Genomic DNA, 18578 nt, shown 5'->3' on the forward strand with positions numbered 1-18578 from the left:
GTCAACGAACCCCAGTGTGGATGAACGAGCCATGACCGAATTTCGCCGCGTCACCGAAGATTTCGCCGTCAGCCCGCAGATCGCGCCCGCAGACATGGCGGCGGCGGCGGCCCAGGGCTTCACCCTGGTGATCAACAACCGGCCCGACGGCGAGGTCCCGGGCCAGCCGTCCAGCGCCGAGATGGAAGCCGCCGCCCGCGCCGCCGGTATGGATTATGTGCATATCCCCGTCGTCGGCAGCCCGAACGACGACCAGATCACCGCCAACCGCGTGGCCATCGAGGACGCCGACGGCCCGGTGCTGGCCTTCTGCCGCTCGGGCACCCGCTCGATCGTCACCTGGTCGATCGGCCAGGCGCTGTCCGGCGTACGCTCACGCAGCGAGCTGTCGGCGCTGGGGCGGCAGGCGGGGTACGACCTGTCGGGGGTGCTGGGGTAGCGGGGCGGCTTCAGCCCCCGAAATCGTCGCTGAAGCGTTCGATCTGGTGCATGCGTTCGTGCAGCACCGTCACGATGCCGACAGCGCCGTCCCCGAGCACCTTCCAGTAGATGAGGTGTTTCTCGTATCGACAGACATAGCCGTCGACACCGAACTCCGCCGGAATGGCGCGCCAGGGGAAACGCCGCGCGGCAATGGCCTCGAAGCGCGCGAACAGGCCCTCGACGTAGGCTCTCGCCTGATCCTCGCCCCAGGCCTCCCGCGTGTACTGGTAGATTTCGTCGATCCGGCTCCCCGCGCCGTCACTGACGCGCCAGCCGGTCACTCTTGCGGGCTGCCGTTGCGCGCGATCAGGGCCTCCGCCGTCAACGGGCGATAAGCGCTGTCGGGAGCGGAGAAGGCGCGCGTCAGTTCGGCCTTGAGCCGTTCGAAGGCTTCGCTTTCGACCCGCGCCTTGTCCCGACGGATGAGGTCCCGCACGTACTCGCTGACATTGTCGTAGGCGCCGGCGTCGCCGACATTCGCGGCGACAAAGTCGCCAAGCGCTCCGCCAACCCGGACATTCAAGGTCATGGTCCTGGACATGGGAGGCCTCACACTCTCGACTGTCCCGATATAGTGGAATATTCTTCACGGATCAAGCGGGCCTGACCACGGTCCTGGAGCGGTCCGGGCCCGATTGCGCCGCCCCTCCACCACGATCCGCATGGTCCCCCTCCCCGCAATGCGGGGGGGGACCGGCGAAAACTAGTGCCCGCCCAGCGTCACCCGCGCCGCCATCGCGGATGGCTCCGGTTCACAGCTGGCCACGACGAGCTGCGCCGCGACGAGGCAGAGGAAGGCGAAGGCCGCGCGCTGGAGCCTTTTTGAGACAAAGATCGCCGCTGTCGTCGCCATTTTGAGCCATCTCCACTGCCGTGGAGAGACCGTCCGCAAGTCCGGCGCCGGACTTTGACTTGCGCGAGTGGCAGTCGCCGAAACCGGCTTCCACTTTCGGCTGCCGCGCGGGGCGCATCACAGGTCCGTCACGCAGCCGTCGTTTGTCCGTGATCAAAATTCCACTAGTTAACGACATCGACGCAGCCTCGGGGGCGGCGAAAGGAACTGTATGGCAGGGGTGTTCTGGACCTCGGATCTCGATTTCGAGGGTGGACGGGTAAGGGTTCGCGCCACTGGCGCTGACCTGGCGATCGACCGTGACCTGATCGTCGATGTGGCGCTGTGGAGCGCCTACTACGTCCCCGTGCGACTCAAGGGCCTCGTGACATCGCTGTTTCGGCCGGGGCCGCGCGTCTGGTTCGCGCCGGATGCGCCGCGGCCCTGGTATCTGCTTTGGCTGGCAGCCTGCTGGGGCGGGGTGCGTTTCGCGCGATCGGCGGACGCCGCGGAAGCGGCTGTCTTCTTCGAGGACCGGACGATCAGCCAGCCACCGGCCTGCGACCTTGAGCGACAGTTCAACTTCCGTTGCGACGATGTATCCAAAAGCCATGTCGCCAGCGTGTTCGAATATGTCTTCGGCTACGCGCTGACCGTCGATCCCGAGACCTGGACAGGTCCGGCGGTCGAAAAAGGCGAGGACAACGGCGCCCATGACGGACGGATCGTACAGTGCCCGACCCCGCCCCTGCCCGGCCGCGTCTATCAGCGGGTCATCGACACGGTCGACGGCGACCACGTGGTCGATCTGCGCACGCCCTGCGTGGCCGGCGAGCCGGTGCTGACCTTCATCAAGCGCCGTCCCGTGCGAGACCGGTTCGCCAACTACAACACCACCGTGTCGCTGCATCGGCCGGACGACCTGTTTTCGGCCGAAGAGCTTGCGACCATCCGCCGGTTCTGTGCGGCGATGAATCTCGACTGGGGCGGTCTCGATATCCTGCGCGACCGTGCCGACGGACGACTCTATATTGTCGACGTCAACAAGACCGACATGCCGCCGCTGCGCCTGCCGTGGCGGCAGAAACTCGAAGCCATATCCAGACTGTCAAAGGCATTGCTGACCATGATCGACGGCAAGACCGCGGAGGCCGGCGCATGATCCCCTTCGTTCGCGAGGTGACCTTCGAGTACGGCGTCGTTGACCGGCTGACGCCGCTGATCCGCCGGGTCGTGGCCAACAACCCGGGACCGTTCACCTACCTTGGCACCGGCACCTACATCATCGGCAACGGCGAGGTGGCGGTGATCGACCCCGGCCCCGACATGGACGATCACCTTGAGGCGATCCTGGCGGCGACCGCCGGTGAAAAGATCACCCACATCTTCGTCACCCACAATCACATGGACCACTCGCCGCTGGCCCGGCCGCTGGCCGCCCGGACGGGCGCGACCATCTACGCCTGCGCCAAGCAGGGCCTGGCCACGGAGTCCGACGTCCGGATGGAAGCCGGCGATGACCGCGCGTTCAGGCCTGACGTTGGCCTGTGCGACGGCGGCCTGTTCCCGGGCGCAGGCTGGACCATGGAGGCCATTCCGACGCCGGGCCACACCTCCAACCACATCTGCTTCGCCCTGCTCGAAGAGAACGCCCTGTTCTGCGGCGATCACATCATGGGCTGGTCGACGACCGTGATCAGTCCGCCCGACGGCGACATGGGCGACTATTTCGCCAGTCTGGAGCGGGTCAGGGAGCGCGGATTCTCCACCCTGTGGCCGACCCACGGTCCGCCGATCACCGAGCCGGCCCCGTTCATCCAGGCCTATATCGACCATCGCCGCGACCGCGAGGCCCAGATCATCGCGGCGCTGAAGGCCGGGCACACCCGGATCAAGCCGATGGTCGCCGAGCTGTACAAGGCTGTCGACGTGCGCCTGCACCCCGCCGCCGCCCATTCGGTGATGGCGCACATGGTCCAGTTGGTGAAGGAGGGCCGCGCCGTCTGCGAGGGCCAGCCCACGCTGGACAGCGACTACCGGCTGGCGGGCTAGCGGAAGAGCCTCTATCCGACCAGCGCGCTGACCAGGCTTTCGATGCGGTGGCAGTTGGCGCCCATATCGCGATCGCCTGTGCGGCGGATCGCGCGGAGGTCGATGCGGGCGCCGGTTCCGTCCGGACGAATGCGCACCACGACATCATCCTTGAAGCCGTAGAGCATGCTGACGGCGGTCGCCTCGATCCGGCCTGACGCCGGATCGGCGGTGATGATCGACATGCCGGCGTTCTCGACCGCAGCCTTGGCCACGGCGAAGGCCTGGGCCGCGTTGGCCGCGAGCGTCACGGGCCGGGCGGCCGGGCAGGTTTCGGCGTTGACCTCGGCCACCGGCCGGCCGGCGTAGGCGCGCGACCCCATCGGCAGGATCGGCGAGGGGTCGACGGGATTGGCGTCCGGCCCCCGCGCCTTCAGCGCCGTGGGCGAGAACATCAGCGGGTCCTTCCAGTCCGTCGCCACGTCATGGATCGAGGGGATCCGGGTGTCCCAGAGGCCGACGCCGATAAACGCGCCCCAGGTCAGGGCCGTGACGACGAGGGCCAGAAACGCCTTGCCCCACAGCCGCGCGAAGCCGCCGAAGACGGCGGCCAAAACGCCGATAATCCCGGTCAGCACGCCGACAAGAGCGATCGCAGGCGCCCAGCCGAGCGAGTCGGTCGGCCCCTGGATCAACATGGCGTCGAAGCCCTGCGCCTCGGTTATGACGCCGAACTTCGTGGCGAACGCGCCGACCAGCGCCATGGCGGCCGGCGCGAGCGCCACCAGCAGGGCGAAGTCGAGGTAGCGGTCGGCCCAGCCGCGGGTCGACTTCGCGCCCGCCTTGCCTTTGGGCTTGCGCCTGTCCTTCGCGCGCTTGCGATCCCCCATGCCTGGCAGGGGGGCGAAGGCCAGCGGCGCGTCGATCCTCGACTCTCCGCTCTTCGGCAAGGGTCCCTTGACGGGTGTCGGCCTGAGCGAGAGCGGAGCCTCGGCGGCCGGCGTACCGCCGGACATGGGTGTCATGTCCGGCATGCTCGGGAGCGCCGCGGGAACGTCGCCGTCCTCCAGGGGATCCGAGGAAGACCAGGCGAGATGTTCCTCGGCCGGGGGTTCGACCACGGGCGCGGACGTGTGTTCAACTTCGGCGGTCACGGGTTCTTCGGCCCCGACGGCAGCTGCCACGCTGGCCGGGGCCTCAGATTTTCCCACGGCGGTCTCCGGCGCGGCGGGCGCCGGATCCGGGTTGTCGGGTGCGTGCAGGACCGGGTCCGGCTCGGCCTTCATCGCGACGGTCGCCGCGGCCAGCACAGGCGTGGCCGGCAGGACATAGTCCTTCATCCGCTCGCGGATCAGCTTCTTGTCGATCTTGCCCGTGGCGCCCAGCGGGATGTCGTCGACGAAGGCGACATCGTCTGGCATCCACCACTTGGCGATCTTGCCTTCAAGGAAGCGAAGCATCTCTTCCTTGGTCGCCGTCTCGCCGTCTTTCAGCTTGATCAGCAGCAGCGGCCGCTCGTCCCACTTGGGATGGGGCATGCCGATCACCGCCGCCAGCGCCACCTTGGGGTGGCCCATGGCGATGTTCTCGATGTCGATGGTGCTGATCCACTCGCCGCCGGACTTGATCACGTCCTTGGCGCGGTCGGTGATCTGCATGAAGCCTTCGGGGTCGATCGTCGCCACGTCGCCCGTGTCGAAATAGCCGTCGTCGTCGAGGATCTTGCCGCCGGCGCCCTTGAAATACTCGCGAACCACGAACGGGCCCTTGACCTTCAGGTTGCCGAAGGTGCGCGCGTCGTGCGGCAGTTCGTTGCCGGCGTCGTCGGTCAGCTTCAGGTCGATGCCGAGCGGCGGCCGGCCCTGCTTGAGCTTGTAGACCATCTGTTCGTCGTAAGGCAGCGAGGCGATGCGGGCGTTGGCGGTGCCGAGGGTGCCGAGCGGCGAGGTCTCGGTCATGCCCCAGGCGTGCAGCACATCCACGCCGTAGCGGTCATGGAAGCCGCGAATGATTGCCTCAGGACAGGCCGAGCCGCCGATGACCACGCGCTTGAGCGTGCTCAGCTTGCCGTTCGTCTTGTCGAGGTGCTGCAGCAGCATCTGCCAGACGGTCGGAACGGCGGCAGAGAAGGTCACGCCTTCCGTCTCCAGCAGTTCGTGGATCGACTCGCCGTCCATCTTCGCGCCCGGCATGACAAGCTTGGCGCCGACCGCGGGGCCCGCGAAGGCGATGCCCCAGGCGTTGGCGTGGAACATCGGCACAACCGGCAGGACGGTGTCGAGCGCCGAGACACCGAGCACGTCACGCTGAAGGCCGACCAGGGTGTGGATGTAGTTGGATCGGTGCGAATAGAGGACGCCCTTGGGATCGCCCGTCGTGCCCGAGGTGTAGCAGAGGCCGGCGGCGGTGTTCTCGTCGAAGCCGCCCCAGGCGACGTCGGGGCTGCTGCCCTCCACCAGGGTCTCGTAGGTGTGGGCGCCCTTCCAGGCCAGGGTCGGCACGCCGCGGATCTGGAACGGTGTCATGTGATGGCTGTCGGTGAAGACGATCACATGTTCCACGGACGGACAGTTGCCGAGGATTTCCTCGAGAATCGGCACGAAGGTCAGGTCGACGAAGATGATGCGGTCTTCGGCGTGCCGGATGATCCAGGCGATCTGGTCAGGGTGCAGACGCGGATTCAGGGTGTGGCAGACCGCCCCGATGCCCATGATGCCGTACCAGGCTTCCATGTGGCGGCCGCTGTTCCAGGCCAGGGTCGCGACGCGGTCGCCCGGCCGGATGCCCAACCCCAGCAAGGCGTTGGAGACGCGCTTGGCGCGGTCGTGCATGCGGGCGTAGGTCGTGCGCACGATCGGCCCCTCGACCGACCGGGTGACGACCTCGCGGTCGCCATGCCAGCGTTTGGCGTGATCCAGGATCGTGTCGACGGTCAACGCCGACTGCTGCATCAGGCCCTGCATGCCCGGACTCCCCTTGATTTCCCTGCGGGCGAGACCCTAGCGGCGCAAGGCCTTCCGGGCAACGCGGGGCGCGCAGAGCGGGAAAATTCACCATACTGACCGTTGGCAAGCGCTTCTGATTGTGGCCGATAGGTCGACATGAGCGATATCCGCGCCCACTCCCCGTCCCCGCCCCTGCTGATCGCCGTCGCCGGCGGGTCCGGGTCGGGGAAGAGCACCCTGGCCAGCGCGCTGGAGTCGCGACTGCCCGCTGGGACGGTCCGGCTGGTCATCGAGGACGCCTACTACGGCGACTATGGCGGGCGGCCTGGCTTTGACGCCGCCACCTTCGACTTTGACGACGTCACGGCCAAGGACCACGCCCTGCTCGGAGAGCACCTGGTTGCATTGCGGGCCGGAGGCACGGTCGAGGCGCCGCTCTACTGCTTCGAGACCCACCGCCGGCTGCCGTCGGTGGACACCATCGCGCCGGCGCCGCTGATCGTCGTCGAAGGCGCGCATCTCTTGTGCTCGCCGGACCTGGCGGCGCTGTTCGACCTGCGGATCTATGTCGACACGCCGCCGGACGTACGGTTCATCCGTCGACTGATCCGGGATCAGGCCCAGCGGGGTCGCACGGCGGACTCCGTGATCCAGCAGTACCTCGCCACCGTCCGGCCGGCGCATGAGCGGTTGATCGAGCCGTCGCGGGCTCGCGCCGATATCGTGCTGGTCGACGACCGCGGCGCGGTGATCCCCGATGACCCCGCCGAATTCGACCGTCTTCTGGCGCCGGTGCTGGCACACCCCCTGCTCAACGCCTGGGCGACCTGATCCGATTTGAGTCACCACGCCTTGCGACTGCGCCTTTTTCGCCTATAGGCTGAACGGAGGCAGCATTTTCGAGGGTGCATGGCGAAGTCAACACCGGGAGAAACAAGGTCCGCGCGAAAACGGAACAGCATCCTTGCATCAGCGCGCGCCCTCTTCGCCCGTGAAGGCTATTCCCATGCCGGCATGGAGCAGGTCGCGCGGGACGCCGGCGTCTCGACCGCGACCCTCTACGCCCATTTTCCCGGCAAGGCCGACCTGTTCACCGTCGTGGTCAAGGACGCCCTCGCCGAAATCGCGACCCACGTACAACGCTCCGCAAAGACCGAGGGCGACGCGCGGACGCGACTGGCGGCCTTCAGCCGGGCGTACGCGGACTTCTACTGCACCGCCCCCGCCCGGGCGACATTCCGGATGGTCGTGTCAGAGCGCCGCCGCTTCCCGCACCTCGCCGACGAGGTCCGGGCGCACGCCCGCACGCAGCTGGCCGGCACGCTGGTGGATATCCTCCAGTCGCTTGAGGCGGATGGCGCGATCCGGGTCGAGAGCCCGGCCTGGGCCGCGGGCCAGCTGCAGGGGATGATCGAACATCCCACGCTGCTGCTGGGACTGCTGGGTGGAGACGACGCGATGCCCGCCCGCCCGCTCGACAGCATCGTCCATGAGGCCGTCGAGACCTTCCTGGCCCGCTACGGCGTCAAGGACGAGGGAGTATAGCCCGCCCTTCCGCTCATCCCGGCGAAGGCCGGGACCCAGGCGTTTTCAGTGGTCGGCCTGCGGTCCCTGCTGGGACTGCGGCCAATTGGAATCTTGCGCAGCCGCTTCAAAAAAACCTGGGTCCCGGCCTTCGCCGGGATGAGCGGAGTATTTGGGGGCCCTACGGAAACAGGCGCCGGGTCGTCCAGCCCGTTCCCGCACGATTGAACACAAGCCGTTCGTGCAGGCGGAACGGCCGGTCGCGCCAGAACTCGATCGACTCGGGGCGGACCCGGAATCCGGACCAGTGCGGGGGGCGCGGCACCTTGCCGAGGCCAAAGCGAAGGCCCGCCTCGGCGACCTTCCTGCCCAGCTGCATCAGCTCGGTCATCGGCCGGGACTGGTCCGAGGCCCAGGCGCCGATCTGGCTGTGGCGGGCGCGGGAGGCGAAGTACTCATCGGCCTCCGCTGCGCTGACCGGCGTAACCGCCCCCCGGACCCGGACCTGACGGCGCAGGGATTTCCAGTGGAACAGCAGCGCCGCGACCGGGTTGGCCGCCAGCTCGCGGCCCTTGGCGCTTTCGAGGTTGGTGTAGAAGACGAACCCGTCTGCATCGACGCCCTTGAGCAGGACCATGCGCACGTCCGGCACGCCGTCGGCGTCGACCGTGGCGAGGGCCATGGCGTTGCCGTCATTGGGCTCGGACTGGTGGGCGGCCTTCAGCCAGGTCTCGAACAGGGCGATCGGATCGCCCTCCGGCAGCAGGGGCAGAGGCTCGGCCTCGGTCACCTGTTTGACGTAGTCGGCCTCGGCGGGGGACGGCGGGATCAGGTCGGTCTTGTCGGTCATGCGCCCCGATATAGCGCGGCCGGCGCGATTGTTCAGCTTAACTGACCATTGACCCTGTTCCCGCACCTTGCCCGCCATGACCGGGGACGGGCGAAACATGACGGCGCGACTGGCGCGCGCACGGCTCGGGGTCGAACCGGGCGCGGACGAACGCGCGCTGCGGGCCGCGTTCCGCGAAGCCGCCAAGCGAAACCACCCCGACCGGCCCGGCGGCGATCCGGCCGCCTTTCGCGAAATCATGGACGCCTACCGCTTCCTGCGCGGCGAGGATCTGGAGCCAATCGGCCTGCCGCCGGTCCCGGTCACGCCGGTCCTGCGCCGGGCCGAACTCGAAATTCCGCCGGAGGTCGCCGTGCAAGGCGGCCTCGCAATGGTCGAGACCGCCGATGGCCGGCGTCTGCGCGTGGCGCTTCCGCCCGGCATGCGTCCGGGAGACCAGGTGCGCGCCGGGGGCGAGTCTTTCGAGGTGGTGGTGCGCGGCGACGGCGCCATCGTGCGCGGCGATGACCTGTGGATCACCGCGCCGGTGGATCCGGCCATCCTGACCGACGGCGGGCGGGTGTCGATCATGACGCCGCGCGGCGAGCGCACTGTCTGGGTCAATCGCAAGGCCGGCGCCCGGGCGCTGGTGCGGCTGCCGGGCGAGGGACTGCCCGAACGCGAGCACTATCGGCAGGGCGACCTGTTCGTGCGGCTGGCCGCAGGATCGGCGCGCGCCGAGGGTCCCGCCCGCCGGATGCTGCGCCAGTTCGCGGCTGCCTGGGCGGCGTGACTTTGTGACCCTTCCGACTTTCGTCTAGAAGCCACCGCATGTCGCACAACACCTTCGGCCATCTTTTCCGCGTGACGACCTGGGGCGAGAGCCACGGGCCGGCGCTGGGCTGCGTGGTCGACGGGTGCCCGCCGGGGATTTCGCTGACGCCCGAGGACATCCAGGTCTGGCTCGACCAGCGCAAGCCCGGCCAGGGCAAGTTCGTCACCCAGCGCCAGGAGCCGGACGCGGTGCGCATCCTGTCCGGCGTGTTCGAGGATGACCGGACGGGCGGTCCCGTCACGACCGGGACGCCGATCAGCCTGATGATCGAGAACACCGACCAGCGCTCGAAGGACTATTCCGAGATCGCCCAGGCCTTCCGGCCAGGTCACGCCGACTGGCCCTATTTCGCCAAGTACGGCGTGCGCGACTATCGCGGCGGGGGCCGGTCCTCGGCTCGCGAGACCGCCGCCCGGGTCGCCGCCGGGGCCGTGGCCCGCAAGGTGCTGGAGGGCGTCACGATCCGCGGCGCCCTGGTTCAGATCGGCCCGCACGCGGTCAATCGCGACCGCTGGGACTGGGACCAGACGCGCGAGAACGGCTTCTGGTGTCCTGACGCAGAGACGGTCCCCGTCTGGGAAGAGCACCTGGAAAAGATCCGCAAGGCCGGCTCCTCGACCGGCGCGATCGTCGAGGTCGAGGCCACGGGCGTACCCGCCGGCTGGGGCGCGCCGCTCTACGGCAAGCTCGACGCCGAGCTGGCCGCCGCGATGATGTCGATCAACGCCGCCAAGGGCGTGGAAATCGGGGCCGGCTTCGCGTCAGCGGCGCTTACCGGCGAGGAGAACGCCGACCAGATGCGCATGGGCAATGACGGCATCAGCTTCCTGTCGAACAAGGCCGGCGGCGTGCTGGGCGGCATCTCCTCCGGCCAGCCTGTGGTGGTCCGGGTGGCGTTCAAGCCGACCTCCTCGATCCTGACGCCGCGCGAGACGGTCAACGAGGCGGGCGCGGAGATCGAGCTGCGGACGAAGGGTCGGCACGACCCGTGCGTGGGTATTCGTGCGGTGCCGGTCGTCGAGGCGATGATGGCCTGCGTGCTGGCGGATGCGTTCCTGAGACATCGCGGGCAGACAGGCGGCGGGGCGTTCTCACCGGGGTCGAGCGAGCGCGGCTAGGCACCCCTCGGGCATCACGAACTCATGGATCAGGGTTGCGAGGGTGTTGACTGGTCGCTGTCGCCCGGACGGGATTCCACCACAAGGCGACAGGCGAGGCTGGCGTCCATGGCCGACAGCAGCCGTGCCGCCGCCTTGAGACTCATCTTGCGATGATCCGACAGCCACTCATGAATTTGTGGCCTTGAGGTCCCAAGCCTTCGCGCCAGGTCGGCCTGCGTAAGGCCGGCCATATTGTGCAGCTGTCCAAACCGGCCCGTGACGAGCAGCCAGACGGCCCGCTGTGCCTCGTCGATCACCTCAGCCTGCCGGCGCTTGCCGAGATAGGCAGGTTTCACGCGTCTCTCCGAATGGATCGTTCGGACGGCCTGCGGGCCCGTCAGGCTTCTTGCTCGCAGTCTCAGGAACACCCCGCAGGCTGGACCTGAGGGGCTCAGAAGCGCGACAGAAGGACCAGGCGGATATCCCGGCCGGGCATGACGACATCATCCTTGTTGAGGGCGGTCGCGTTGCGAATCGTCGCGTCGGCGAGGTTGTGGCCAACGAGCAGCACCTCGAACCGGCGCGATCCGTCGAACGGGCGCCAGGCCAGCTGCGCGTCGACCGAGGTGTAGCCCTCGGTCGGCGAATCGGCGACGCCGACGCGGGTCTGGTCGCTGACCGCCAGCACCAGGAAGCTCGCGTCGAAGGCCTTGCTGTCCCAGCTCAATCCACCCCCAAGTCGGCCCGGCTGGATGCGCGGGACATCGCCGCCGCCGTCGCTGAAGCGCGCCCGGACATAGTCGCCGAGCACATTGAGCGAGAGTTGACCCCCGTCAGTCTTGGCGAGGGGGAAGGCCCCCTTCAGCTCGACGCCCCAGAAGTCGGCGTTGCGCTGGGTATAGTTCAGCTCCTTGAGGGTCTCGGGGCTGCCGAAGGCGCAGACGCCGAGTTCATCGCAGGTGCGACCGGTGAGCGCGCCATAGATGTAGCCGTCAAACTGGCTGGCCCAGACCGAGGCCTCGACCTTCATGCCGCTGTCGGGATGATAGCGGGCGGTCGCTTCCAGCGAGTTGGCCCGCTCGATCCCGAGCGTCGGATTGCCGGTCTCGAAAGTCTGCGGGCCGTCATGCGGACCAATGGCGAAGAGCTCGGTCTGGCCGGGCGCGCGCGCTGCGCTGGAAGCCGTTAGGCCCAGGCGGATGCTGTCGGTGAGATCATAGGTGGCGCCCACCGATACACTCACGGGCGTGAAATCCAGCCGGGTCGAAACGCCCAAGGCCGGCGTGCCGCTGATCCGCGAACCTTCGATCCGCAGAGCCCCCTGAACCTGAAGCCCTCCAACCGGCGCCTCGACAAAGACGAAGCCCGCCGTGCTCTGGGTATGGGTCGGCAGCAGATAGTCAGCCGCTTCACCCAGGCCTTCGAACTTGCGGTCCTGCACCTGAAGGCCGACGGCCGCCGCCGATAGAACGCCCAGTTGTCCAAAGACCGCCTCGGCGCGCCCGTCCCATTCCTTGTTGTTGAAGGTGGACAGTGTGACCATGCCCGCTGGGTCGATTTCACTGTGGCTGTAGTCAGCATAGCTGACGTCGACGTTGAGCGTCTTCAGCGGTCCGTATCCAAGGGCGAAGGACGAGCCGAACGCGCCCTTGTTCTGGCGCATGTCGATGAAGGTGTCGTCGCCGGGGATGCCATAGCGCGCTTCATAGCGCGTGCCGGAAAGGCCGACGCGGCTGTCCTGGTCCGCGCCGAAGAAATAGGACCCGCCAACCGAGTAGCCATCGCCGTGGAACCAGGAGTTGGCCTGGAGGCCGATCGGCGTGTCGTAGCTGCTCGCCCGCCGCGCGAAGCCGTCGACGTGGAAGGCGAACGGACCCTGGCCGGCGTCTAGGCTGACAGCGCCTTCGCCGGTCGACGCCACGGAATTGTAGGCGGCCGACATGTCACCCTCCACGCCTGACACCGGACGCATGGGAATGCGGTTGTTGATCGCGTTAACGACCCCGCCGATGGCCTGGCTTCCGTATCGAAGGGTCGCCGCGCCCCGGACGACTTCCACCGACTGGGCGGCGAGCGGGTCGATCGGCACGCCGTGATCAGGTCCCACGTCCGAAACGTCGGAGCTGGACTGGCCATTCTCGACCAGTTTCACCCGTTGGGCGTCCATCCCGCGAATGACAGGCCGGCTGGCTCCGGCCGCGAACCCCGTGCCGGCGACGCCGGGTGTATCGCGCAGGGCGTCGGCGAGGTTGGCTCCGCCGTTGCTAAGGACCTCGTCGCGTTTGACCAGATCGACAATCGTGGCGAACCGGTCGGGATCGCCGGCGATGGGAGAGGCCGTAACAACCACCTCGGAGACCGTTGGCCCAGCGCCTGAATCGTCAGCCAGCGCCGCCGATGAAATGAACGCTGCAGCGGCAGCGGTGGCGAAAAGCAGAGTACGGCAAGCCATGATTGAAGCCTCTTCGAGAACCGGAAGTGGCTAGTGTTATGATATAACATTTCAGAGAGTCAATCTGATTTGCTCGTGGCGGGACAGAGGCCAACTTCCGCGAGCGCGGCGGCTGATCGACACCCCCGGAGCTTTCGCCGGTTGATCGGACCAGACCTCGAGTCCCCTTGACACTGACCGCCGGTCAGTAACTAATGACTGACAGTCATTAGAGATCGATCCATGCCCAAACCCACCCGTCGCCGCCTCCAGCCGGAGGCCCGGAAGCTGGAGATCATCGAGGCGGCCGAGCGGCTGCTGGCCGTGGAGGGCTCGCGGGTGCGGGTCGAGGACGTGGTCCGCGAGGCCGGCGTCGCGAAGGGCACGTTCTTTCTCTATTTCCCGACCTTCGACGACTTGCTCGAGACCGTGCGCCAGCGGCTGGTGACCGAGTTCGACCGGTCCCATCCCCTGCCGACCGAGGTCGAGGGGCCGGTAGACTGGCCGGGGCTGGTGGAGTCGCAGGCCGCCGCCTTCATCGACTGGACCCTGTCCCGTCAGGGGTTCGGCGAGGCGATCTTCCATTCCGATTTCGCCGAGCGCCGGCCGCTGGCCGACAACGCCATCCTGCGGCTGAGCGCCGTCATCCGCGCGGGCCAGGAGGCGCAGGCGTTCGGGCCGGTCGATCCCGAGCCCACCGCGCGGCTGCTGTTCGCCGTGATCCACGAGGCCGCCGACGCCGTCGCCGGCGGCGCGGACCGGACGGTCATCGTCGCGGCGCTGACCAGCCTGCTGCGGCGCACCCTGGCGCCCTGAACCCCGCCGCCATCAAGGATTTCCACATGACAGAGACCACCGTGAACGTCCGCTACATGGTCGCCGACGTGCAGGCGGCGGTCGACTGGTACGTCGGCCACTTCGGCTTCACCGAGCAGATGAACGCCGCGCCGGCCTTCGCCTCGGTGGCGCTGGGCTCGATGCGGCTGCTGCTGAGCGGGGAGAAGAGCTCCGCGGGCCGGCCGATGCCCGACGGACGCCAGCCCGAGCCCGGCGGGTGGAACCGCTTCCAGATCATTGTCGAGGACATCACCGCCGAGGTCGAACGCCTGCGCGGCCGGGGGGTGGCGTTCCGCAATGACATCCTGTCCGGCCCCGGCGGGTCGCAGATCCTGGCCGAGGACCCGTCCGGCAACGTCGTCGAACTGTTCCAGCCGGCCGGGCGGTGATCTCGCGCTGGGACAGGACAAGCAGTCCCGAGGGACAGCTTGTCCTGTCCCCGTTCAAGCCCGCCCCCTACCCCGCCCGCGTGAACGCCATTTCCCAGTTGGTTTCCCAGGTCGCGCCTTCGTCGGCGGAGAAGGCCTGGCGCCATTCGCAGGTGTTGGGGGTGATGGCGGACCAGAGGAAGCGGACCTTGATCGGGCGCCCCTCGAACAGGTCGTCGCCGAGGAATTCGCCGACGCCGTTCCCGAACCGGCCATGCACAGGCGGGTCGATGTCCGGGCAGCGGGCGTCCAGCCACCAGATCGACCAGCGGCGCAGGGCCGGGTCGAAGCGGCGGAAGGTCACGGCCGCATAGCTGCCCTCGGGCAGCTCCAGCCAGTTGTCGTCCATGTTGCCGAGGCCGCCGAGAATCTTGTGCATCACGCAGGAGCCTTCGAACTCCGTCCAGGCGTCGCAGCCGGCGAGCCGGGTGTTCAGCCGCCGATGGCGGATGGTCCAGCGACCGACGAGGAAGTCGAAATCGTTGCGGCCGTCGTCGATGTTTGTATCCGGAGTCACGATGCGGGTCCCCTTTTCGGGGCCTCATAGGCCTTGCCGCTGTCAGGGCCTGTCAGCATGCTGGCGGGTGACGACGTCAGCGATATTTCTGGCACCACTCCAGTTGCAATTAACGCGGCGCCTCCCTATCTCTTCGTCCGAAAGGGAGATACCCCATGATTGATCGCAGGCCTTTCGAGCAGCTCGGCCACGCCGACCACGGCTGGCTCAATGCCCGACACCACTTCAGCTTTTCCAACTGGTACGACCCGAACCGCATGGGCTGGGGCGCGCTGCGGGTCTGGAACGACGACGAGATCGCGCCGAAATCCGGGTTTCCGCCGCATCCGCACAACGACATGGAAATCATCACCTATGTCCGCACCGGGGCGATCACCCACCAGGACAGCCTGGGCAACAAGGGCCGCACCGGCGCGGGCGACGTGCAGGTGATGAGCGCCGGCACCGGCATCCGTCACGCCGAGTACAATCTCGAGGACGAGACCACGACGCTGTTCCAGCTGTGGATCGAGCCGCGCGAGCGCGGCGCACCGCCGTCCTGGGGCCAGAAGCCGTTTCCCAAGGCCGACCGGTCCGGCCGGTTCGTCGCCCTGGCCAGCGGGTTCGACGAGGACGGCGCCCTGCCCATCCGTACGGATGCGCGGGTGCTGGGCGCGACACTGAAGGCCGGCGAGTCGACCACCTATGACCTGGGCGAGGGCCGTCACGCCTATCTGGTGGCCGCGGCCGGCGAGGTTTCTGTCAACGGCGTGACGCTGAATGCCCGCGACGGCGCGGCGATCAAGGACGAGGCGCGACTGACCATAACGGCGGTCGCCGATGCCGAACTGGTGCTCGTCGACTCGGCATGAAGGCGCCTGAAACGGGCAAGTCGGTGATCCGGTTCACTTTTTTTGTTTGACCGGCCGAGAATGGGCCGCTTACGAGTGGCGGTCTGGACCTTGAGGCTGGCGACACATGCGTCGCCGGCCTCCTTCCACTCGCTGGAAACACTTCCTCGCCGTGCGCTTTGAACTGATCAAGATCCTGCTGGTCGACGACAACCACCACATGCGGGTGCTGTTGACGGAGATCCTGCGCGCCATCGGCGTCAAGCACGTCTACGAGGCGGCCGACGGGGCCGAAGCGCTGCAGCTGATGCGCACCCATCAGGTTGATATCGTCATGACCGATCTGGCGATGCAGCCGCTGGACGGCATCGACTTCGTCAAGCTGCTGCGCAATTCGCCCGACAGCCCCAACCAGATGTGTCCGGTCATCATGATCACCGGGCACTCGACCGCCCGTCGCGTTGGAGAGGCCAGGGACGCAGGGGTCAACGAATTCCTCGCCAAGCCGGTGACGGCCCGGGGCGTCATCGAGCGGATCGGCGAAATCGTCGAACATGCTCGGCCTTTCGTCCGGGTCGCCGACTATTTCGGCCCCGAACGCCGCCGCAAGTCCGATCCCCACTACCAGGGCCCGTGGCGACGGGCGTCCGATCCGCAGCAGGACGCCGCGCCGGTCGACTGACCCGCCACGTTTCCGCAACGATTGGCCGCTAGGCAGGGTGTCTCACCGGAACCCGACCATGTCCCCGCGCAAGGCCTGCCCTGTCCTGATCGTCCTGCTCGCCTTCGGCCTTCAGGGGTGCGTGGCGACCGTTGTCGGCGCGACCGCGGGCGCTGTCGTGGGCGTGGGCGCCGCCGCCGTGGTCACCACCGCCAAGGTCGGCGGGGCGGTCGTCGGCGCAGCCATCCCCGGCGGCGACAAGAAGGACGGGAAGAAGACGCGCAATCGCTGACCGGATCAGAGCGCCAGGGCGCAGCTCTCGTTGATCGTCGGACGCGAGACCACGACCCGCGACAGCCCCGGGAAGTCCGGACGCAGTCGCTCGGCGAAATAGAGACACAGCCGCTCGAGCGTCGGCGCTTCCAGACCCGGCTTGTCATTCAGCAGCCCGTGATCGAGCTCGATCGCAACCGCCTTCAGCGCCTTGTCCAGGCCGTCGAGATCGACGACCCAGCCGGCGGCCGCGGCAGCGCCCCGCACACTGGCTTCCACGCGGAACGAATGGCCGTGAAGCCGGCGGTAGCGGTGATCGGGCGCGCCCTCTTCAATGAAATGGGCGGCATCGAAGGTGGCGGCCTTCGTGATTTCGAAGATGGCGTCGGTCATGTCTTCTTGAGGTGGCCTGGGAGGCTTCAGGTCCGCAGGATGCGGTCCCTATCCGTCAGGGCAGGCCGAGATACTTGTGTGTCTGGACGCTTAAACGCCAACGGGGGTGGGAAAGGCAATAGGCGACCGCCGCCGCGGTGTTGGCCGCCTGGTCCACCGAGTCCATCGGCTGGAGGAAAAACCGCTCGAAATCGAGGTCGGCGAAGCGCGCCGGATCCACGCCGGGCTGGGGATAGACCAGCTTCAGTTCCTGGCCGGAGGTCTGCACCACCGGGGCGTCGGCTTTCGGGCTGACGCAGATCCAGTCGATTCCGGCCGGCGCGGCCAGCGTGCCGTTGGTCTCCACCGCGATCATGAAGCCCCGCGCGTGCAGGGCGTCGATCAGCGGCGCATCGAGCTGCAACAACGGCTCGCCACCCGTGCAGACGACCAGCCGGTTGTCGGCCGGCCCGGTCCAGGCGGCCTCCACGGCGTCAGCCAGCGCGTCCGGCGTGACGAACTTGCCGCCGCCCTCCCCGTCGGTTCCGACGAAATCGGTGTCGCAGAAGGTGCAAACGGCCTTCGCACGATCCTGCTCGCGGCCGGTCCACAGGTTGCAGCCGGCGAAGCGGCAGAACACCGCCGCGCGGCCGGCCTGGCCGCCCTCGCCCTGGAGCGTGAGGAAGATCTCCTTGACGCTGTAGGTCATGGGGCTGTCGCCGGCCGGCCGTCCGCGACCCACGCGTCCCAGCCCGCCGCGCGCAGTTCACAGGCGGGGCACTGGCCGCAGCCGTAGCCCCAGTCATGCCGCTCGCCGCGCTCGCCGCGATAGCAGGTGTGGCTGTCCTCGAGGATCAGCTCGACCAGCGATTCGCCGCCGAGCGCGGCGCCGAGACGCCAGGTTTCCGCCTTGGTCAGCCGCATCAGCGGCGTTTCGACGCGGAATTGCCGTTCCATCCCCAGATTTAGCGCGGTCTGCATCGCGTCGATCGTGTCGCGGCGGCAGTCGGGATAGCCGGAGTAGTCCGTCTCGCACATGCCGCCGACCAGGGCGGTGAGACCGCGACGGTCCCCCAGGGCTGCCGCGTAAACGAGGAACACCAGATTGCGGCCGGGGACGAAGGTCGACGGCAAGCCCCGGGCGGTCATCTCGATCGCCCGATCGGCCGTCAGGGCCGACTCCGCGACAGCGCCGAAGCCGCGCAGATCCAGCACGTGATCCTCGCCCAGGCGGCTCGCCCAGTCCGGAAAGCGGGCGATCAGACCGGCCCGGACCCGTTGCCGCGCTTGCATTTCAACGATGTGGCGCTGGCCGTAGTCGAAGCCGACCGTCTCGACCCGTTCATAGCGTGACAGGGCCCATGCGAGGCAGACCGCCGAGTCCTGTCCGCCCGAGAACAGGATCAGCGCGCCGTCGGAGGACGAGGGTGAGGAGGTCATGGACGGCGCTTCGCGGACGGTGTCGAAAACAGGGGGGAGACGAGCGCCTTCCCTACACGAGAGGGGCGGTCGCCGAAACGGTCGCCCGCCGCATCCCGGCCGGTTTCCGCCTTCCGGGCTCCCGCATGACGAGAAGAAGTCGTTTCCCAAGTGTTACAAGGCGCGGCGGCCCTGCAACACCAAGGTGAAAAGCGGCAACTTGACGGCGGT

The 18578-nt window shown here is 67.9% G+C and carries 23 protein-coding genes; 12 read left to right on the forward strand and 11 right to left on the reverse strand.

From position 1 onward, the window contains the following. Positions 1–31 precede the first annotated feature (31 nt). Positions 32–439 carry a TIGR01244 family sulfur transferase gene (locus ACODSL_RS06155; RefSeq protein WP_488899782.1) on the forward strand — a complete coding sequence of 136 codons (408 nt, stop codon included), beginning with the start codon at positions 32–34 and terminating at the stop codon, positions 437–439. 10 nt (positions 440–449) lie between these two features. Here ACODSL_RS06155 and ACODSL_RS06160 read toward each other — a convergent pair whose 3' ends face one another. The 3 genes from ACODSL_RS06160 to ACODSL_RS06170 form a co-directional block, all read right to left on the reverse strand. Next, the gene (locus ACODSL_RS06160) at positions 450–764 is read right to left on the reverse strand and encodes a type II toxin-antitoxin system RelE/ParE family toxin (protein ID WP_488899783.1); all 315 of its coding nucleotides are present in this window, start codon (positions 762–764) and stop codon (positions 450–452) included. Then, complete coding sequence (locus ACODSL_RS06165; protein WP_488899784.1) at positions 761–1024, reverse strand: ribbon-helix-helix domain-containing protein; 264 nt, start codon at positions 1022–1024, stop codon at positions 761–763. The genes ACODSL_RS06160 and ACODSL_RS06165 overlap by 4 nt, the downstream gene beginning before the upstream one ends. A 162-nt stretch (positions 1025–1186) precedes the next feature. Further along, a complete protein-coding gene (locus ACODSL_RS06170) occupies positions 1187–1336 on the reverse strand; it encodes a hypothetical protein (RefSeq protein WP_488899785.1) in 150 nt (49 codons plus the stop codon). Positions 1337–1547: 211 nt separating this feature from the next. Here ACODSL_RS06170 and ACODSL_RS06175 point away from each other — a divergent pair, with 211 nt between their 5' ends. Both ACODSL_RS06175 and ACODSL_RS06180 read left to right on the forward strand, forming a co-directional pair. Further along, positions 1548–2477 carry a hypothetical protein gene (locus tag ACODSL_RS06175; RefSeq protein WP_488899786.1) on the forward strand — a complete coding sequence of 310 codons (930 nt, stop codon included), beginning with the start codon at positions 1548–1550 and terminating at the stop codon, positions 2475–2477. Then, entirely contained in the window at positions 2474–3367 is an 894-nt protein-coding gene (locus tag ACODSL_RS06180; RefSeq protein ID WP_488899787.1) for an MBL fold metallo-hydrolase, read from the forward strand. The genes ACODSL_RS06175 and ACODSL_RS06180 overlap by 4 nt, the downstream gene beginning before the upstream one ends. Positions 3368–3378: 11 nt before the next feature. Here the strand turns inward: ACODSL_RS06180 and ACODSL_RS06185 are convergent, their stop codons facing one another. Beyond that, the gene (locus ACODSL_RS06185) at positions 3379–6309 is read right to left on the reverse strand and encodes a long-chain-fatty-acid--CoA ligase (RefSeq protein WP_488899788.1); all 2931 of its coding nucleotides are present in this window, start codon (positions 6307–6309) and stop codon (positions 3379–3381) included. A 138-nt stretch (positions 6310–6447) separates the two neighbouring features. On the opposite strand from ACODSL_RS06185, the gene udk reads away from it, so the two are divergent. Together udk and ACODSL_RS06195 are read left to right on the forward strand one after the other, a co-directional pair. Beyond that, on the forward strand, positions 6448–7122 hold the full coding sequence (gene udk / locus ACODSL_RS06190) for a uridine kinase (RefSeq protein ID WP_488899789.1): 675 nt from the start codon (positions 6448–6450) through the stop codon (positions 7120–7122). 78 nt (positions 7123–7200) lie between these two features. Then, entirely contained in the window at positions 7201–7836 is a 636-nt protein-coding gene (locus ACODSL_RS06195; protein WP_488899790.1) for a TetR/AcrR family transcriptional regulator, read from the forward strand. Between the two features lie 160 nt (positions 7837–7996). Here the strand turns inward: ACODSL_RS06195 and pdxH are convergent, their stop codons facing one another. After that, positions 7997–8665, reverse strand: a complete 669-nt coding sequence (gene pdxH / locus ACODSL_RS06200) for a pyridoxamine 5'-phosphate oxidase (RefSeq protein WP_488899791.1) — start codon at positions 8663–8665, stop codon at positions 7997–7999. 97 nt (positions 8666–8762) lie between these two features. Here pdxH and ACODSL_RS06205 point away from each other — a divergent pair, with 97 nt between their 5' ends. Together ACODSL_RS06205 and aroC are read left to right on the forward strand one after the other, a co-directional pair. After that, positions 8763–9437 (forward strand): DnaJ C-terminal domain-containing protein, encoded by a 675-nt coding sequence (locus ACODSL_RS06205; protein WP_488899792.1) that lies wholly within the window; start codon positions 8763–8765, stop codon positions 9435–9437. 38 nt (positions 9438–9475) lie between these two features. Further along, entirely contained in the window at positions 9476–10597 is a 1122-nt protein-coding gene (aroC, locus tag ACODSL_RS06210) for a chorismate synthase (protein ID WP_488899793.1), read from the forward strand. 29 nt (positions 10598–10626) lie between these two features. On the opposite strand, the gene ACODSL_RS06215 is transcribed toward aroC, so the two are convergent. Together ACODSL_RS06215 and ACODSL_RS06220 are read right to left on the reverse strand one after the other, a co-directional pair. Continuing rightward, on the reverse strand, positions 10627–10935 hold the full coding sequence (locus ACODSL_RS06215; protein WP_488899794.1) for a helix-turn-helix domain-containing protein: 309 nt from the start codon (positions 10933–10935) through the stop codon (positions 10627–10629). 95 nt (positions 10936–11030) lie between these two features. Further along, complete coding sequence (locus tag ACODSL_RS06220; protein WP_488899795.1) at positions 11031–13031, reverse strand: TonB-dependent receptor; 2001 nt, start codon at positions 13029–13031, stop codon at positions 11031–11033. A 222-nt stretch (positions 13032–13253) separates the two neighbouring features. On the opposite strand from ACODSL_RS06220, the gene ACODSL_RS06225 reads away from it, so the two are divergent. Both ACODSL_RS06225 and ACODSL_RS06230 read left to right on the forward strand, forming a co-directional pair. Further along, complete coding sequence (locus ACODSL_RS06225; RefSeq protein ID WP_488899796.1) at positions 13254–13826, forward strand: TetR/AcrR family transcriptional regulator; 573 nt, start codon at positions 13254–13256, stop codon at positions 13824–13826. 26 nt (positions 13827–13852) lie between these two features. Then, a complete protein-coding gene (locus tag ACODSL_RS06230; protein WP_488899797.1) occupies positions 13853–14236 on the forward strand; it encodes a VOC family protein in 384 nt (127 codons plus the stop codon). 67 nt (positions 14237–14303) lie between these two features. On the opposite strand, the gene ACODSL_RS06235 is transcribed toward ACODSL_RS06230, so the two are convergent. Next, complete coding sequence (locus ACODSL_RS06235; protein ID WP_488899798.1) at positions 14304–14792, reverse strand: DUF1579 domain-containing protein; 489 nt, start codon at positions 14790–14792, stop codon at positions 14304–14306. A 155-nt stretch (positions 14793–14947) separates the two neighbouring features. Here ACODSL_RS06235 and ACODSL_RS06240 point away from each other — a divergent pair, with 155 nt between their 5' ends. The 3 genes from ACODSL_RS06240 (at position 14948) to ACODSL_RS06250 (ending at position 16575) form a co-directional block, all read left to right on the forward strand. After that, a complete protein-coding gene (locus tag ACODSL_RS06240) occupies positions 14948–15643 on the forward strand; it encodes a pirin family protein (protein WP_488899799.1) in 696 nt (231 codons plus the stop codon). 151 nt (positions 15644–15794) lie between these two features. After that, positions 15795–16304: a response regulator gene (locus ACODSL_RS06245; RefSeq protein ID WP_488900284.1), complete on the forward strand. Its 510-nt coding sequence runs from the start codon at positions 15795–15797 to the stop codon at positions 16302–16304. Positions 16305–16362: 58 nt separating this feature from the next. Continuing rightward, on the forward strand, positions 16363–16575 hold the full coding sequence (locus ACODSL_RS06250; protein WP_488899800.1) for a hypothetical protein: 213 nt from the start codon (positions 16363–16365) through the stop codon (positions 16573–16575). 5 nt (positions 16576–16580) lie between these two features. On the opposite strand, the gene ACODSL_RS06255 is transcribed toward ACODSL_RS06250, so the two are convergent. The 3 genes from ACODSL_RS06255 to queC are packed head-to-tail and all read right to left on the reverse strand — an operon-like array spanning position 16581 to position 18368. Continuing rightward, the gene (locus ACODSL_RS06255; protein WP_488899801.1) at positions 16581–16949 is read right to left on the reverse strand and encodes a 6-pyruvoyl trahydropterin synthase family protein; all 369 of its coding nucleotides are present in this window, start codon (positions 16947–16949) and stop codon (positions 16581–16583) included. 55 nt (positions 16950–17004) lie between these two features. Beyond that, complete coding sequence (gene queE, locus ACODSL_RS06260; protein WP_488899802.1) at positions 17005–17637, reverse strand: 7-carboxy-7-deazaguanine synthase; 633 nt, start codon at positions 17635–17637, stop codon at positions 17005–17007. Continuing rightward, the gene (gene queC, locus ACODSL_RS06265; protein WP_488899803.1) at positions 17634–18368 is read right to left on the reverse strand and encodes a 7-cyano-7-deazaguanine synthase QueC; all 735 of its coding nucleotides are present in this window, start codon (positions 18366–18368) and stop codon (positions 17634–17636) included. The genes queE and queC overlap by 4 nt, the downstream gene beginning before the upstream one ends. Between the last annotated feature and the right edge of the window lie 210 nt (positions 18369–18578).

Source organism: Caulobacter sp. FG121 (genome assembly GCF_057809815.1).

Bases quoted from the DNA above. Each gene is read 5' to 3' on its own strand.
- ACODSL_RS06205 (WP_488899792.1), top strand. From the start codon at position 8,763: ATGACGGCGCGACTGGCGCGCGCACGGCTCGGGGTCGAACCGGGCGCG.
- ACODSL_RS06195 (WP_488899790.1), top strand. From the start codon at position 7,201: ATGGCGAAGTCAACACCGGGAGAAACAAGGTCCGCGCGAAAACGGAAC.
- queE (WP_488899802.1), bottom strand. From the start codon at position 17,637: ATGACCTACAGCGTCAAGGAGATCTTCCTCACGCTCCAGGGCGAGGGC.
- queC (WP_488899803.1), bottom strand. From the start codon at position 18,368: ATGACCTCCTCACCCTCGTCCTCCGACGGCGCGCTGATCCTGTTCTCG.
- aroC (WP_488899793.1), top strand. From the start codon at position 9,476: ATGTCGCACAACACCTTCGGCCATCTTTTCCGCGTGACGACCTGGGGC.
- ACODSL_RS06170 (WP_488899785.1), bottom strand. From the start codon at position 1,336: ATGGCGACGACAGCGGCGATCTTTGTCTCAAAAAGGCTCCAGCGCGCG.
- ACODSL_RS06255 (WP_488899801.1), bottom strand. From the start codon at position 16,949: ATGACCGACGCCATCTTCGAAATCACGAAGGCCGCCACCTTCGATGCC.
- pdxH (WP_488899791.1), bottom strand. From the start codon at position 8,665: ATGACCGACAAGACCGACCTGATCCCGCCGTCCCCCGCCGAGGCCGAC.
- ACODSL_RS06220 (WP_488899795.1), bottom strand. From the start codon at position 13,031: ATGGCTTGCCGTACTCTGCTTTTCGCCACCGCTGCCGCTGCAGCGTTC.
- ACODSL_RS06185 (WP_488899788.1), bottom strand. From the start codon at position 6,309: ATGCAGGGCCTGATGCAGCAGTCGGCGTTGACCGTCGACACGATCCTG.
- ACODSL_RS06230 (WP_488899797.1), top strand. From the start codon at position 13,853: ATGACAGAGACCACCGTGAACGTCCGCTACATGGTCGCCGACGTGCAG.
- ACODSL_RS06165 (WP_488899784.1), bottom strand. From the start codon at position 1,024: ATGTCCAGGACCATGACCTTGAATGTCCGGGTTGGCGGAGCGCTTGGC.
- ACODSL_RS06240 (WP_488899799.1), top strand. From the start codon at position 14,948: ATGATTGATCGCAGGCCTTTCGAGCAGCTCGGCCACGCCGACCACGGC.
- ACODSL_RS06175 (WP_488899786.1), top strand. From the start codon at position 1,548: ATGGCAGGGGTGTTCTGGACCTCGGATCTCGATTTCGAGGGTGGACGG.
- udk (WP_488899789.1), top strand. From the start codon at position 6,448: ATGAGCGATATCCGCGCCCACTCCCCGTCCCCGCCCCTGCTGATCGCC.
- ACODSL_RS06180 (WP_488899787.1), top strand. From the start codon at position 2,474: ATGATCCCCTTCGTTCGCGAGGTGACCTTCGAGTACGGCGTCGTTGAC.
- ACODSL_RS06155 (WP_488899782.1), top strand. From the start codon at position 32: ATGACCGAATTTCGCCGCGTCACCGAAGATTTCGCCGTCAGCCCGCAG.
- ACODSL_RS06250 (WP_488899800.1), top strand. From the start codon at position 16,363: ATGTCCCCGCGCAAGGCCTGCCCTGTCCTGATCGTCCTGCTCGCCTTC.
- ACODSL_RS06225 (WP_488899796.1), top strand. From the start codon at position 13,254: ATGCCCAAACCCACCCGTCGCCGCCTCCAGCCGGAGGCCCGGAAGCTG.